Origin of the sequence: Weizmannia sp. FSL W8-0676, assembly GCF_038593015.1 — a bacterium.
Classification (GTDB): domain Bacteria; phylum Bacillota; class Bacilli; order Bacillales; family Bacillaceae_C; genus Weizmannia; species Weizmannia coagulans.
Window position 1 is genome coordinate 2,789,022 of record NZ_CP151954.1, and the last position, 15,682, is coordinate 2,804,703.

10 protein-coding genes and 1 pseudogene are annotated in these 15,682 nt (G+C 42.5%); 1 reads left to right on the forward strand and 10 read right to left on the reverse strand.

The window, feature by feature from the left end:
- Nucleotides 1-4: 4 nt before the first annotated feature.
- From NST20_RS13755 to NST20_RS13770, 4 genes are all read right to left on the reverse strand, one after another.
- Entirely contained in the window at nucleotides 5-3,112 is a 3,108-nt protein-coding gene (locus NST20_RS13755; RefSeq protein WP_342399672.1) for a type I restriction endonuclease subunit R, read from the reverse strand.
- A 42-nt stretch (nucleotides 3,113-3,154) separates the two neighbouring features.
- Nucleotides 3,155-4,333: a restriction endonuclease subunit S gene (locus NST20_RS13760; RefSeq protein WP_342399673.1), complete on the reverse strand. Its 1,179-nt coding sequence runs from the start codon at nucleotides 4,331-4,333 to the stop codon at nucleotides 3,155-3,157.
- An 8-nt stretch (nucleotides 4,334-4,341) separates the two neighbouring features.
- Nucleotides 4,342-5,871: a type I restriction-modification system subunit M gene (locus NST20_RS13765; protein ID WP_342399674.1), complete on the reverse strand. Its 1,530-nt coding sequence runs from the start codon at nucleotides 5,869-5,871 to the stop codon at nucleotides 4,342-4,344.
- Between the two features lie 296 nt (nucleotides 5,872-6,167).
- On the reverse strand, nucleotides 6,168-7,424 hold the full coding sequence (locus NST20_RS13770; protein ID WP_328192634.1) for a cation:dicarboxylase symporter family transporter: 1,257 nt from the start codon (nucleotides 7,422-7,424) through the stop codon (nucleotides 6,168-6,170).
- 374 nt (nucleotides 7,425-7,798) lie between these two features.
- Here NST20_RS13770 and NST20_RS13775 point away from each other — a divergent pair, with 374 nt between their 5' ends.
- Nucleotides 7,799-8,074 (forward strand): hypothetical protein, encoded by a 276-nt coding sequence (locus tag NST20_RS13775; protein ID WP_342399675.1) that lies wholly within the window; start codon nucleotides 7,799-7,801, stop codon nucleotides 8,072-8,074.
- Here the strand turns inward: NST20_RS13775 and nrdG are convergent.
- The 6 genes and pseudogenes from nrdG to NST20_RS13805 form a co-directional block, all read right to left on the reverse strand.
- Nucleotides 8,031-8,507, reverse strand: a complete 477-nt coding sequence (gene nrdG / locus NST20_RS13780) for an anaerobic ribonucleoside-triphosphate reductase activating protein (protein ID WP_342399676.1) — start codon at nucleotides 8,505-8,507, stop codon at nucleotides 8,031-8,033. The genes NST20_RS13775 and nrdG overlap by 44 nt on opposite strands.
- Nucleotides 8,504-10,375, reverse strand: a complete 1,872-nt coding sequence (locus NST20_RS13785; protein ID WP_342399677.1) for an anaerobic ribonucleoside triphosphate reductase — start codon at nucleotides 10,373-10,375, stop codon at nucleotides 8,504-8,506. Before NST20_RS13785 ends, nrdG begins: the two co-directional genes overlap by 4 nt.
- A 717-nt stretch (nucleotides 10,376-11,092) precedes the next feature.
- Nucleotides 11,093-12,172, reverse strand: coding sequence for a PRK06851 family protein (locus tag NST20_RS13790; RefSeq protein WP_013860503.1), 1,080 nt, complete (start codon nucleotides 12,170-12,172; stop codon nucleotides 11,093-11,095).
- 136 nt (nucleotides 12,173-12,308) lie between these two features.
- The gene (locus NST20_RS13795; RefSeq protein WP_342399678.1) at nucleotides 12,309-13,358 is read right to left on the reverse strand and encodes a 2,3-butanediol dehydrogenase; all 1,050 of its coding nucleotides are present in this window, start codon (nucleotides 13,356-13,358) and stop codon (nucleotides 12,309-12,311) included.
- Nucleotides 13,359-13,867: 509 nt separating this feature from the next.
- Complete coding sequence (locus tag NST20_RS13800) at nucleotides 13,868-15,013, reverse strand: glycerate kinase (RefSeq protein ID WP_342399679.1); 1,146 nt, start codon at nucleotides 15,011-15,013, stop codon at nucleotides 13,868-13,870.
- Between the two features lie 12 nt (nucleotides 15,014-15,025).
- Nucleotides 15,026-15,466, reverse strand: a pseudogene (locus NST20_RS13805) (GntP family permease); the annotation flags it as partial.
- Nucleotides 15,467-15,682 lie beyond the last annotated feature (216 nt).

Here is a 15,682-nt window from a genome sequence, read left to right on the forward strand (position 1 = left end):
GCCCTTAGTAACGTCTTAAAGCAACCGTTTTAATTTGCTCAATGATTTTGTCAATCGTATCAAAGTCGATATCCAAATTATGCTTTTCTTTAAAATCAAAGAGGAGATCATCCAACTCTTGAGCAATTCGATTATGAATCTCTACATTATCATGCCAATCGACTTTTTGGTGTTCTTGAATGATTTCATCTATTTTTAAGGCTAAATCTCCAAGAGTATTCGTGTCATAACTTGCGGCCGTTTCCTTTGTTTCACTCAAAATATCTTTCGTTACGCCGTAAAAGGCCTGTGCATTCCGGTTTTCTTTTATTACTTCAGGATATCTTTCTGATGATTCGCCGCGACGATAATCATTCATGATCTCCTTCATTCGGTTTAAATACTCTGCTTCCGAAATGCGTTTATCTTTGTATTCTTGAATCGCCTCTTGTATGCGCTCAGAAAACTTTTTATAGTAGGATGGATTTTCATCCCACTTTGCATGAACGCTCTTCGTTAAACGAGTACGAATCGCATCCGCTTTGGCTCTCTTTGACTGTAAACGCTCCAACTCCTCTTCAAAAGCTTTTGCGTTTAAAATATCTACAGGATTCGTAATGCGGATAACTTCCTCGGCAGCGATATAGTTATCCATTAATTTCTGCATTTTCGCTTCATACTCTTTATGGTCAATGGTATCCGAATAACGCAGCTTCACGCTTTTCCGCAAATCTTGGAAAAACTTGAAATCCTTTTTGTACTTTTGAAGTTCTTCAGGTGGTAAAGTATTATAGATTTTCTCCGATTCTAACGCAATCCCAAGATTTCTGCCAAAATTGCTTAAAACGCCATAAAACTCTTCTCTGCGCTCCTCGTCCTCCAACCATACTTCATACTCTTCTCTATCGTTCTTGTTCTTAATTGGTGCAAAAATTTGCCATAGATCGGAATAATATTGCCGTAATGATCCGATTATGCTTATCACATCGTAAATGGCTCCTTTTAAATCTTCCGGATCAAAGTTTTCCAAACCTGCACCGGAATACATCTGCATGGCTTCATCCAGTTTATCCAATAGACCACGATAATCAATGATTAAACCATAATCTTTTCCTTCATAAAGACGATTGACCCGGGCAATCGCTTGTAATAGAGTATGTTCTTTCATTGGCTTATCGACATAAAGCACCGTCGCTCTAGGCGCATCGAAACCTGTCAGCAATTTATCCACGACAATCAGTAAATCCAGTTCGTCGCCGTTTACAAATTCATCTTTGATCGCGTCCTCATATTTTTCAGGCGTTCCGTAGCGATCCATCATTCGCTTCCAAAACCGCTGAACTTTATCTTTCGATTCCTGATCGACTACTTCATGTCCTTCCCGTTGATCAGGTGGGGATATGACAACGGCACAATTCAAATCACCAAGTTCCTCGAAAGCCTCAAGATAGCGTATCGCTTCAATTTTACTATTAGTGGCCAACATCGCTTTGAATTGGCTTCCCTGTGTTTTATAGTTTTCTACAAAATGTTTGTTAATATCTTCCGCAATTAAATAAATTCTCTGTTCCGAAGAAGCAAGTTTTTCATATTTACTCCATCTTTGCTTTACTTCTTCTTTTTGCTTGTCATTCAGATTGCGTGTAATCATTTCTAAACGATGATCGATCGCCTTTTGATTCACTGATTGTTCGACCATTTTTCCTTCATATAAAAGGGGAACAATCGCTTTATCCCGAACACCATCGGCAATTGTGTATTTATGTATGAGTTTGCCAAATTTGATCAATGTGTTCTTTTCTTTTTTCATTAATGGTGTCCCTGTAAAGCCGAGATAACAAGCATTTGGGAATACTTTCTTCATTTTTAGATGAAGCTCGCCATATTGAGTCCGATGTGATTCGTCCACTAAAACAAAAATATCCCTTGATTCAATTGGCTTTTGTTTGGAAGACGCCGTACCAAACTTATGAACTAAGGTCGTAACAATATCAGAATGGTTATCATTGATTAAATCTACCAAATGGCTTCCAGAAATTGCACGACTTGCTTTTAATCTTGTATGGCTGAATGTTTTATGTATTTGTTTATCCAATTCAACCCGGTCTGTTACAACAATGACTTTCGGATTGTAACCGCGCAGCTCAGATAAAATATACTTGGCCAACATCACCATAGTCAGTGATTTACCTGAACCTTGTGTGTGCCAAATCACGCCGCTTTGACGATTGCCGTTTTCATCTCGTTCTTCAATCGTTTTTATAATTTCTTTAATGGCAAAGTATTGTTGATAACGGGCTACTTTTTTCACGTCTTTATCAAATAAGGTAAAGAACTGGGTTAACTCTAACAAACGCTCAGGGTGAAACAGTGAAATGATGTTCTTATCTTGCATGGTTGGCAGTCTGCCTTCCACTGTTTTATCCAGCCAGTTCTGCAGCCATTCCTCTTTTTCTTCTTTCCAAACAGACCAAAACTTTTTCAGAGTATTGCATGTTGCGTATTTGGTTTCATTTTTATTCGTGGACATCACAATTTGAATAAACTTAAATAATTGTGGGGCGTAATCTTTCCCCTGATTGCGAATCATTTGACTGATTCCTTGATTCATAGAAATCGACGCTTTTTTACATTCAATGACCGCAAAAGGAATCCCGTTCACAAACAACACAATATCCGGCCTTACAGTTCCACGCCCATCCATTCGTTCCACTTCAAACTCTTCCACTACATGAAAGACATTATTTTCGATGTTGTTCCAGTCGATATATTGAATGGTAAACGATTTTTTCGATCCATCCGGCAAAAACTCCGTATAGCTTCTCCCGTTCATAATCGTTTCATAAATCACTTCATTCGTTTTAACCAATCCATTGGTCAGCGGCTCATCTAAATCACGAATAGCTTGGCGAATATTGGATTCACTAAATTGATAAGTTTGACCTTGATACTCATAAGAATTCAATTTTTTTAGCTTTTCCTCTAAAACGGTTGTCAACAATACATGATGCAGGTTTCCCCGCATTCTTTCTGTTTCTTCCGGTGATAGGTATTGATATCCTAACTTCTGCAACACCTCAATGGCCGGAACCTGGCTTATATACCGCTCATCATAACTCTTCTCCCTTGACATCCTCAAGCCTCCTGTTGAAAAAATAAGGGAAGAGTAAGGTGTTTATACCTTCACTCGGACTTTCCCTGTAAGAAGTAATTGCATAAGGCCTTTCTTTTGTTGTTTTATTTGTATTAATTCATTCTGTAAGAGATTTATTTCTTTATCAAAAAGAGACAATAATTCCGCTACAGCTTTCTGTTCATCATAATCCATTGGTAATCTGCATTTTAAACTATAAACATCATTTGAGTTCAATGATGGTAAGGCTCCTACATTTGAGAATCTACTTAATTTCATGTTAAGTAACAAATAATAAACGTAGTTAAAATCAATATTTTCCTTTACAATTAAGGCCATCATATTGTTGTCAATACAAGAATCATATTTAAGTATTCTTTTTCTCTCCAATAAAAGCGCTGCTCCTACTTTTGCAAAAATAATTGAATTTTTTGGAATGATGGTTGCTTTTATTTCCGAGACACTCTCTTCGTTAATATAATTATTTGCATTTAACATATACTTCTCATTTTCTTCATTATTCATATCAGATACTTTGAAAAACGGATACTTACCACTTATTACATTTTGATATTTTTCAGGAAAAGCACTTCCTCCTTTTAAAGTACCTAAATCTTTTATTCTTACTTCTTTCCATTTTCCTTTAAACCCAGGCAATCTCACTTCACCCGTCAACAACTTCTGCATTAATCCTTTTTTCTGCTGTTTTTTCTGCTCAATTAGCTTTTCCTTTAGCTCAATTGCCTTGTCCCAAGTGGAGAGAATTGATGCAATTTTTTGTTGTTCTTTTATTGGTGGAATTGGGAATGTAATTTCAGAAATATAATTCCAATCAGCTCTCGGCATTTTAGTTCCACTTGATTTATTTGCATGTTCATTAAATTTATTTGTTTGAATTAAATAATATAAATACTTATTGTGTATTTTTTCTTCAATGCTTTGAAGTACCCATATTTCTGATGAACAAACTCCTTCAAAATTTGGAAAATAAAACTTTCTAAGATATGGTCGTAACTTACCATATAATATGTCATTCGCTTTAAATTTATTTTTAATGCTTTGTTGTTCAATTGAATCAGTATAACCTAATAGCCTTCCTGTTTCACTTTCTATATGTTCTAATTCAATGCAAGGTAAATTCATAGTCTCATTTTTAGGATTATATTTTTCCTTCGACAAATTAACGAGTTCCTTAAATTCATATACTTTCCATTCTTGCATTTTTCCACCTACAACCCCAACTCTTTCAAATACTTTTCCATCTGCGCTTCTACTTCTTGAATCTCTTTCTTAATATTGGCGATATTTTCTTTCACCGCTTCCATATCGACCGGTTCTTCTTCTTCAAAGGTATCGACGTAGCGAGGGATGTTTAAGTTATAGTCGTTTTCCCGAATTTCATCAATTGTAGCGACATAGGAGTATTTATCAATCGTTTCCCGTTTCTCATACGTTTCCACAATTTTTTCAATATCTTGTTCTCTTAATTTATTTTGATTTTTGCCTTTTTCATAATGTTCTTCACCAGAAGCATCAATGAATAGCACGTCTTTTCGTGTACGGTCTTTTCGGAATACCATAATACAGGCAGGGATTCCAGTACCGTAGAATAACCCTTCCGGAAGCCCGATAACAGCATCCAACAGATTCAACTCAATAATTTGCTTACGGATTTTTCCTTCACTCGCTCCTCTGAAAAGAACACCATGAGGCAGGATTGTCGCCATTCTTCCGTTTTCCGCTAATGAATACAGCATATGTTGAACGAACGCATAATCGCCTTTTGAACTTGGCGGAACGCCCCATTCAAATCTTCTATATGGGTCAAGACTTGCTTCCATTTTAAATTTTTTATCTGTGTTTCCTTCACCGGCAAATCCCATGGCCCATTTGTCTAAAGAAAATGGAGGATTCGCAACAATGACTTGGAACTTCATTAACTTGCCATCTTCCAAATGCAACGGATTTGCTAATGTATCGCCCCATTCAATTTTTGCATCATCAATGCCATGCAAGTACATATTCATTAACGCTAATGAGTGTGTTGCACCATTCCGTTCCTGACCGTAAATCGCCACTTTTTTACTTGGCACTTGTTTGGCAACCTTAATCAGCAATGAACCTGAACCACATGTTGGGTCATAAATACGATCGTTTTCTTGTGGTTTTACCAATCGTGCCAAAAGTTCTGAAACTTCGGCTGGCGTATAAAATTCTCCGCCTTTTTTCCCTGCATCTGAAGCAAAAAGCCCGATCATATATTGATAAGCATTTCCTACAATATCTCCATTTCCTAATTGCGACGGTCTTAGAGATAATTGATTAAAATCCTCTAATAATGAACGGAGCATGGCATTCCGTTCTTTTGCTTTCCCGAGAATCGCCTCTGAATTAAAATCAATATTGCGGAAGACGCCACGAAGTTTCCCCGCGTTTTCATTTTCAATTCTTTCCAATGCTTTGTTGATGATCTCCCCGATTTCCGGATCATTTCTTTTGCTATATAAATAATCGAATGTTGATGTTTCGTCCAATACAAAACGTTCTCTCGATAGTGCACGTTGAATGCGTTGTTCATCTCCATTATAGCGCTTTGTATATTCTTCTAATTTCTCTTTATACGTATCACTCAGATATTTAATGAACAACATGGTTAATATGTAATCTTTATACGTTGATGAATCAATTTTCCCTCTAAACGTATCGGCAGCTTGCCATAAAACGCTGTTAATTTTCTCTTGTGTTGTCTGTTCAACCATTCTTTTTCCTCCTTGGTTTGAAGTTCTTCCCCATTATAATACTTCACAGCGGCAAATGGAAATTTTTGTATTCCCTTTCAAACAGGAATGTTTTTTAAAACGTTTGCGATCCCAAAAAGGGGCTGTCCCAAAAGTCGTGAAACGGCTGATGGGAGCCCCTTGTAAGCATGATACAGTTGGCTGTTTAGGATCATTCATTTGAGCCACTATTCACACAAGCGTTTCATGAAATTCAGGATCATCAGTGCATGAGCCAAATAGAGGGGTTTTTGGGACATCATATGCCCCATTCCCGCTTATGACTGGCGAACCGATTGTGTTTCCGGGCGAGCAGCGAATGCTTCATTTGGATGGAACTCTTTTTCCCATTTGGAAACAACAATACTGGCAAGGCAGTGGCCCGGTGTATTGCAGGCCGTGCGTGCCATATCCAGCACCCGGTCAATCCCGGCAATAATAGCCACACCTTCAGCAGGCAGTCCGACGGCTGTTGCCGTAGCCAGAAGCACAACGAGGGAACCCATTGGAACAGCTGCAATGCCTTTTGAAGTCGCGATCAAAACCGCCATGACAATCAGCTGCTGTTCAAGGCTCATCGGTATACCGAATGCCTGGGCAATAAAAATAGAAGCAACTGACAGGTACAATGTGGAGCCGTCGCAATTTAACGATAGCCCGGCAGGAATAACGAACGAGACAACACGTTTGGAACATCCGAATTTTTCCATCCGCTCCATAAGCTGCGGAAGGACTGTTTCTGTGCTTGTCGTTGAAAAAGTGATCAGAAATAAGTCCCAAACCATCCGGAATACTTTAAAATAAGGAATTTTGAACATCCAGGCAATCAGCGGGAACAGGCCGAATATGACGATGGCCAGTCCAAGATAGACAACCCCGATCAGTTTGGCCATCGGAATGAAAAGACTGATGCCAAACTGGCCGACGGAAGACGCCATCAGGGCAAAAACACCGATCGGCGCGGTAACCATGACCATCTGTGTCAATTTAAACATCACCTTCGAAGTCGATTCCATAAATTTCAATGCCGGCTCGGCTGCTTTCCCGATTGCACCGGCTGCCACCCCGAATAGAATGGCAAAGAAAATAACAGCCAGTAAATTATTTTGGTCCATTGCATTCACAATATTGTTTGGAATGATGTTGACAATCATCGTTTTAAAATCAACCACTGTGGACGCGTTTGCTTTTACTTGTGAAATATCTGTTTTGGCCAGATGCGATAGATCCACTCCAACACCGGGTTTTAAGAGATTCACAAGCAGCAGGCCGATGCCCAAAATAAGCGTCGTAACCAGCTCAAACCAAATGAGCGTCTTCAGCCCCAACGAACCCATCTTTTTCATATTCCCGTTTCCGCCGGAAGCCCCCACGACAATTGTTGTAAACACAATCGGAATGACAATCATTTTGATCAGGTGAATAAACATATCCCCGACCGGCCTCAACTTCGTCCCGAAATCAGGGAAAATTGCCCCTATTATGGCCCCTAAAATCAAGCCAATCATAACTTGAAAAGCAAAAAATTTTTTCATCTGATGCCCTCCCTCCAATGATAAATGAATCGTACGCAAAATACGGAAACTGCCAATTTTCACTCCTTTGCCATCCCAATTAAGTGCGAATTGAAAATCTTCACAATCTATTATACCTGACATTTAGGCGTCTTTAAACTACTACTCCGCTTTCCTAAACCGGTTCAGTGATCATGACAGGGCAAGGTAGTTCTCCATTGTATGGGAAGCATATTTGGAAATGATCAGTTTTACCTTGATCATATAGGGGCTGCTTTCAGGGGGAAATCGGGCCTTTTCATCATGCCGACCAGCCAAGCAAATTGTTCAACAGTTGCAGGATAAAGTGAGAAATGAAGCCATCCCGCTTCTCAATAAAATACAGGTTATCGTTCATGTACTCTGAACCCGTTGCCAAGTTGGTCAACCAAGCATCTGTATTCGGAAAATCCCGCATCCGCAGCGCGACCAGCCTTGCTAAAGATGCGCCGCGAAAAATGATGAAGAAGATAACGGATGATATAGTTTATAAAGAAATCTTCCATCCTATGATTCATCCGAACAAGCTAGATTATACACCGGCAAAAGCGGAGAGATGGGCAACCATCTCTCCACTTTTGCCTTTGATTAAAATGATCTTTCCATTTCCCGCTTTGTTGTTAAATCAATAATCCGCTGATTTCTGCTCCCGCGAAAGGATAAGGTTAAATCCCGCTCTGCCAATAGGAACGGGCCATCAACGAGCACATCACAATATCGCAGCAATTCCCGTTTACAAGGATCATCGGAAGCGATTAATTGTTCAAATGTATAGCCTGAGTAAACCCAAATGTTTTTCCCCAGTGCTTTTAATCGTTTTGCCACTTCGCACACTTCTTGCGCTTGAAAAAAGGGTTCACCGCCGGAAAAGGTTACATCTGTTAATGGATTGCTGGCCACTTCTGCAACGACATCTTCAACCGGCATCTCTGTCCCATTATGGATATTCCAACTCCGCGGATTATGGCATCCCTTGCAAAAGTGCGGACAGCCTGCAAAAAAGATCACGGTTCGCAAACCTTCACCGTCAACAACCGAATCGTGGATGATATTCATGACCCTCATTGATGTTTCACCCTTTCGCTCTCTTCTGCACGTTTGGCTGAATTCCACCTTTTCATATCGCCAACCAGGTAACCGGTTATTCGTCTAATGCGCCCAATCCTACCTTCATCGGCATTATGGCAAACCGGGCACTCATTATCAATGATTCCCGAATAACCGCAGACGCCGCACTGGTCGACGGGATGATTGATGGCACCATAGCCAATATCATATTGCGCCATGGCTTTTACCAATCGATCCAAAGCACGGACATTTTTTGAAACATCCCCATCACACTCAATATAAGTGATGTGGCCGCCATTACATAATTTATGAAAAGAACCTTCAATTTTTATTTTATCAATCGCCTTGATTTGATAATAAACCGGAATATGGAATGAGTTCGTATAATAGGACCGGTCCGTCACCCCGGGAATTTTTCCAAACTCTTTTTGGTCATTTCGCGTAAACTTCCCTGATAACCCTTCTGCCGGCGTTGCAATTAAGGAAAAGTTTAAATCATAAGTCTCACTTGCTTTGTCCACTTTCTCCCGCATATGCTGAATGATACGATACCCTAATTGATAAGAATCATTAGACTCCCCATGATGTTTGCCTGTCAGTGCAACCAGTGCTTCAGCCAGTCCAATAAAACCAACACTTAATGTGCCATGTTTTAATACTTCTCCTACTTCATCATCCGGGTTTAAATTTTCGCTATCCTGCCAAATATTTTCCCCGTACAAAAAAGGAAAATGTTTCGCCTGCTTTTTTGCCTGGAAATGAAACCGTTCTAACAATTGTTGAATGGCAAGGTGAAGATAACGATCTAGTATGTTAAAAAATTCACATTCATTTTTAGCAATCAGCGCTATTTTTACAAGATTAATAGAAGTAAAGGACAAATTCCCGCGGCGGATACTATTTTCTTTTCCATGGCGGTTTGCCATCACACGGGTGCGGCAGCCCATATACGCAATTTCTGATTCCGGCGTGCCGTCATAATAGGGACGATTAAACGTGGAATCTATAAAGCTAAAGTTCGGAAATAAACGTTTTGCCGTCGTTTCAAGTGCTAATTGGTATAAGTCATAATTTGGTTCCCCGGGTTCAAAATTGATCCCTTTTTTCATTTTAAAAATTTGAATGGGAAAAATCGGTGTCTCCCCTTTCCCGAGCCCGGCTTTCGTTGCCAACAACATATTTTTTATGAGCAATCGCCCGGCTTTGGACGTATCGGTACCGTAATTAATAGATACAAACGGGACCTGCCCTCCCCCGCGGGAATGCATCGAATTGCAATTATGGATAAAAGCTTCACATGCCTGGTACGCATCCCGGTCGGTTTCTTCCCAGGCTAATGCCTCAAGCTCTTCGTCTGTATAGCTGGTGGCATAGGTTTTCAAACGTTTTCTATTTTTATGGAAGGTTTTCTCTATGTAAGGAGCAAGATCATAATCAAACATCGGAAAACTTTGCCCGCCATGCTGCATATTTTGATTGGCTTGGAAAATAATCGCTGCTAAAGCCATCGCGCTGCCAATGTCTTTCGGTTCACGCATATACCCATGTCCGGTATTAAATCCGCCCTTTAATACCCTGCCCAGCGGAATCTGGCAACATGTGGTCGTACCCGTTACCATAAAATCAAGGTCATGGGGGTAAATAAAATTGTCATCAATCGCCTTTACGACCTCTTTGCTAAGCAACATTTGCTTTGCATAACTTTTGCTGACTTCAGAAGAGATTTTTGACATTTGCCCCATTGGTGAAGAGCCATCCATATTTGCATTTTCTTGTATTAAATCATGATTACGGGAAAACACAATCTCATTTAAGGCATGCAGGGGAAAAACGCCACTGGTTTCTTGTTCATTTTTTGTCATCATTTTACTGGTTCTCCTTTCTAACGCACCGGTTTTGGGCATGAAAAAATAGGTGGCACATCATGCATTTTCAATGAAAAAAGGCTGCGGCGTAGCGGCTTAAAATTTCCGCAACATCCTTGCCCGACCAACCCGTTCAATCGCGGAATAAACGGCGGCCAAAACGGCAAAAATTCCGCCCTCCGAAACATCAAGTTATGGCAGGCCTGGCTTGTGCTTCTGGCCCTTCTGATGGGCAATACAGCCGAACAGTTTTGTAGGCAGCCCGGATTTAAACTGGATTCCCTTTCAGACAGATCTGCCACCCCCAAAACACCATATTTAGTATTGATTTCCTAGACAACTAACTACATATAGTATCCTACCATAGTGTGTTTTGGATTTCAATACGAAAGGGGGAGCGTCTCCGGAAAACGATTCGGGTCTTTCTTTTTCCCTTTTACGCTGGAAACCGGGAAACCGTAATGTTTTTCAACAAGACGATAGCCCCGTGGGGAATCATATGTTGCCTTATGGAGGCAAATCGGTACCTGGGGAATCGCGTGATGCCTTTCCTTACTATCCTGGAAAATTGCACAGGCTGATTTTCATTCTTCTGCTGGTGCCGCGTTCACTGGGCATGAGAATCTACTTTGAAAAACACGGGCCTTCCCGAAAAACCCCGCAATGCCTTACATTTCCTCAAAAAAATGCCGCATTTCCCGGCGGCATCCCATTTTATCACGATTGCGTTTGCAGGCGTTCAGCTTCCTGGATACCTTGATTGATCTTGAGATAGATCTGGTCCGCTTTTGCGAAGTCCAGTGCCTCATCATAGTACATTTCCAGTTTATCGTTCAGCACTTTTGCCTCGTGCAGCCAGGCGGTCCCTTCTTTCATTTTGTCTTTGTACCGCTTATGGGCAGCTTGAATTTCGTTTGCGTATTTTTCATCCGTACCCGGCGTCACCGCAGCCGCGTACATATCTATCACTTCGTCCCCATTTCGCTCAGGGAAATATTCGTGCGGATCGGTGCTGTCAAAAATGCAAAACCCGAGTTCCCTGACGATGACCATATCAAGGCTGTTTGGATCAAATCCGCAATGGTAAATCTCAGTCGTGAATCCTTTTTCTGACGCTTTGGCCGCAATTTTTTTCAGCATTGTGGATTTGCCGGTTCCGGCCCGCCCCTTTATAAAATAGCGTTTCGATAGCCCCTCCGTCAGATTTGGGATAAAGTCAACTGCTCCGTTTGGTGTGGCTGCCCCGAGAAAACGGTGGTATACCGTTGCGCTCCCGCCCCCGGTTTTCCCGCCAAATAGCTTTTCAATCAGCTGCTGTGTCACCTGGCCTGCCTTTTCAAAATCCATTTCTTTTAAGTAAATGGCCTCCAAGTCATCATGATGGCGCAAACTTTCCGCAAACGATTTGTACGCAGATTGATAGGCTTCCTGTATACGGCGATTCAGCTGTAATACCTCTTTTTCATATTTGGCGTCCAATGCGTCCTCCAGGATCATAACCGATCCATTTGCTTTCGGTTCAATCGCATACGGCGCATTCCCATCCACCACTCCTGTTTTTAATCCTGGAATCATCAGGCCATCCAGCGAATCAGGGGCAGACGGGCAATGAATCAGTTCAAGATCATAACCTTTTTGCTTCCACGCTTCCGCCAGTTTTTCCATGATGTATGATTTCCCTGTCCTGCCATTTAAAATAAACACGCGATCCAAACCCTGCAAACTTGAATCCAAATAATGCGCAAACCCTTTCCCGGTATTGCCGCCTGCAAAATAATGCAACACTTTTCTAGCCATATCCCGCCACTCCTCTGTTTGGATAATTAACGGTTTTCCACATTAGCCTATGCGCCCCGCAAAAAGGTTGTGATTTCCTCTTGCAAAGAAAAGAGGCCGGCCCGGAATCAGCCCGGGCCGGCCTCTTCTTAAAAGGTTAATTCTCCCCGCTCAATTTAACCAAAATTTTCGCCTGGGATTTGTCTTTTGTCAAAGCTTCGAAGCCTTTTTCAACGATTTCTTCCAATTGGATATGGCTGGTAACGACGTCTTGCGGTTTCAATTGGCCGGATGCAATCAGGTTAATCGTTTGTTGGAATGTTTTCTTCGTGTAAACAATCGATGCTGTAACGCTAACACCTGTATTCGTTAACTGCATCGGGTTCCATTCTATCGGGCGTGCAAAGATAGAAATGACATCGACAATCCCGCGTGCTTTCGTTGCATCAAGTGCTTGTTTGAAAGTCGGAGCAACGCCGGCCACTTCAAAGGATACATCTACGCCGCCCGGAACAAGATCACGGATGGTTTGGACGGCATCTTTTTCCCCGGAGTTAATAATGTCGGTCGCGCCTGCTTTTTTCGCCAGGTCCAGACGAGGTTGCGACAAATCCGCCACGACAATCCGGCTTGCACCTGCCGCACGTGCTGCAACAATGGTCAATAATCCGATCGGGCCTGCACCAAAAATCGCAACCGTATCGCCAAATCTTAAACCACTATCTTTCACAGCCTGTACAGCAACCGCGCTAGGCTCAACTAATGCAGCTTCCTCCAAAGACAAGGAATCCGGCACGCGGTAAATATTATTTTCTGGAATGTTGGCGTATGCCGCAAATCCGCCATTGCTATGTAATCCAATAAAAGCGTAGCCGTCATAACGATCGAATTCATCCGGTTTGATTCCGCGGGTAATCGTCGGGTTAATAACAACCCTGTCGCCTGCTTTATACTTGGTAACTTTTGATCCGACTTCTTCAATCACACCGGCAAATTCATGCCCCATCGTGAGCGGCGCTTTTTCACCGGTAAATTCATTTTCTTCGCCAACAGGAATAAATACCGGCCCTTCCTGGTATTCATGCAAGTCACTGCCGCAAATCCCGGCCCATGCTACTTTTACTTTCACTTCATTCTCTTTTAACGGGCGCAATTCAACATCTTCTACACGAATATCTTTTTCTCCGTGCCATACTGCTGCTTTCATTTCTTCCACTCCCTTGCAAATTTTCCTTTGAATATCGTTTACCACAAATACATAGTAATATTATTATATATAAATAGTAATTAATACGCTTACACCTCATGGATATCGCGTTAAAATAAGATAAAATTCCATAAAAAGCGGACTTTTATTTTAATCCAGTCAGACAAACATTCTTCCATAAAAATTTTAAAGAGTTGACAGGAAAAAATCCGTTTCAGCTGTTTGATCTGTTCGAACTGGCATACCGGTTGCTGCGCAGATGAAAAGCGCAGCCTTTTTGCGGTCTGCGCTCGTTTGCGGCTTTGTATGGCGGTTTAGCTTGCACAAATGGCTAACGTCCTGTACCGGAATTTTTAACGGCATCCATTGGTTTGCATCACCAGGGCGTCTATCCTGAAAATATACGCCGGCTGATTTTCGTTTTTCTGGTGGTGCCGTATTCACTGCGGCATGGGCATCTAATCACAGTTAACGGCTTGCTGCCGTTTCGTGAAAATATGATACGCCCTCTACTGTTTCGCCAGCACCAAAAGCCGCGCGATATTTTCGCATGTTCTCTCAATATTGGCAGCACCCGTTTGCAAAGCGTCTTCAAGCGCCATCGGGCGGGGCAGGATGCCAAAGATCGCATCAATGCCTTTTTCATATAAAACATCAATTTGTTCCCCGACATAACCGGCAACGGCAATTACGGGTTTCCCATGTTTTTTTGCTGCCCTGGCCACGCCATAAGGGGTCTTCCCGAACTGCGTCTGGAAATCGATGCTGCCTTCGCCGGTCAAAACGATATCAGCATCTTTTACTTTTTGCTCCAATCCGGTGTATTCCACGACAAGCTCGATGCCGCTTTTTAACACGGCATCCGTGAACACCATCAGACCGGCACCGAGGCCGCCTGCAGCCCCTGCCCCTGGGACCTCAGCAACATCTTTGCCAAGCTGTTCTTTGATGATGGCGGCATAATGCGAAAGGTTGGCATCCAAGAGCGCAACCATTTCTTTCGTCGCGCCTTTTTGCGGCCCGAATACATGGGAAGCGCCGTTTTCCCCGCATAAAGGATTGGTAACATCCGATGCGACAAAAATTTGCACCTCTTTCAAGCGCGGATCAAGGCCGCCCAAATCAATTTCCGCCAAATCTCCGAGTGCACCGCCGCCAAACGGAAGCATCCTGCCCCTTTCATCTAAAAATTTTACACCGAGCGCCTGTGCCATCCCGGCGCCCCCGTCGTTTGTGGCACTGCCGCCAATGCCGATCAGAATCTGTTTTACTTTTTTGTCCAGACAGGCTTTAATCAGTTCTCCGGTGCCGTAGGTTGTGGTAACCAACGGATTTTTCGTTTCTTTTGTAACCAAATGAATGCCGCTTGCAGATGCCATTTCAATTACTGCCGTTTCCCCGTCTCCGAGAATCCCGTACCTGACCGTGACCGGATGTCCGAGCGGCCCTGTGACGGTTTGCTGGTAAATCGTTCCGCCTGTTGCATCCACCAGCGATTGAACCGTTCCTTCCCCGCCGTCCGCCATTGGAACCTGAATGCAAACAGCATCCGGGATCGCTTTTTTAATCCCTGCTTCCATTGCGGCACATACCTCTTTTGCCGTCATGCTCTCTTTAAACGAATCCGGCGCTAATAAAAAAACTGGATTTTTCATCATCTCACCCCATTAAAATAGAAATCCGTATAAAACGGTTGCCACAATCGCCATCGTTCCCCCGACAAGTGCCTCGTACGGAACGACGCTCATTCTTTCTTTTATGGACATATTCATGCTGCTGCCTGTGACATGAAAGTAATTTCCCTGCGGCAGCTGGTCAATGACTGTAGCACCGGTATGAACCATTGCCGCAGCTGCAATCGGAGCAGTCCCAATGTCCAGAATAGCTTTGCTGAACGAACCGGTTGCCAGGATGACCCCTGTTGATGTGGAAGCTGTAGCTGCCGCCATCAAAATGCCGGAAATGGGCGCCAGGAACGTCCCCGAGATGCCGGATGCTTTAATCAGTGCCACCACCTCAGTCGAAAGATTGGAAGCAGAAATGAGCCCGGCAATGGCGCCGGCACCGATTAAGATCAGCACGGTTGCCGTCATATTTTGCAGGCCGGTATCCATCACCTTACCAGAAGAATATTGGAAAGTAATTGAAGACGATCGAGGCGATATGAAGCTGTCTGCGTACCTGAGAGAGCTCATTATTGGAAAGATGGAGGAAATCCTATGAAAGATCCCATAAAGGATCCCAAAGTCCTGAAAGAAGCCTTAGAGTATGCCAGGCATTCCCTATATTTATCAGGCATGGACATGACGAGGAAGATATGAAAA

What these genes read in the sequence shown, in the direction of transcription:
- NST20_RS13790 (WP_013860503.1), bottom strand. Translation starts at nt 12,172, where the DNA reads ATGGCTAGAAAAGTGTTGCATTATTTTGCAGGCGGCAATACCGGGAAA.
- NST20_RS13785 (WP_342399677.1), bottom strand. Translation starts at nt 10,375, where the DNA reads ATGATGACAAAAAATGAACAAGAAACCAGTGGCGTTTTTCCCCTGCAT.
- NST20_RS13765 (WP_342399674.1), bottom strand. Translation starts at nt 5,871, where the DNA reads ATGGTTGAACAGACAACACAAGAGAAAATTAACAGCGTTTTATGGCAA.
- NST20_RS13760 (WP_342399673.1), bottom strand. Translation starts at nt 4,333, where the DNA reads ATGCAAGAATGGAAAGTATATGAATTTAAGGAACTCGTTAATTTGTCG.
- NST20_RS13795 (WP_342399678.1), bottom strand. Translation starts at nt 13,358, where the DNA reads ATGAAAGCAGCAGTATGGCACGGAGAAAAAGATATTCGTGTAGAAGAT.
- NST20_RS13770 (WP_328192634.1), bottom strand. Translation starts at nt 7,424, where the DNA reads ATGAAAAAATTTTTTGCTTTTCAAGTTATGATTGGCTTGATTTTAGGG.
- NST20_RS13775 (WP_342399675.1), top strand. Translation starts at nt 7,799, where the DNA reads ATGTACTCTGAACCCGTTGCCAAGTTGGTCAACCAAGCATCTGTATTC.
- NST20_RS13755 (WP_342399672.1), bottom strand. Translation starts at nt 3,112, where the DNA reads ATGTCAAGGGAGAAGAGTTATGATGAGCGGTATATAAGCCAGGTTCCG.
- NST20_RS13800 (WP_342399679.1), bottom strand. Translation starts at nt 15,013, where the DNA reads ATGAAAAATCCAGTTTTTTTATTAGCGCCGGATTCGTTTAAAGAGAGC.
- nrdG (WP_342399676.1), bottom strand. Translation starts at nt 8,507, where the DNA reads ATGAGGGTCATGAATATCATCCACGATTCGGTTGTTGACGGTGAAGGT.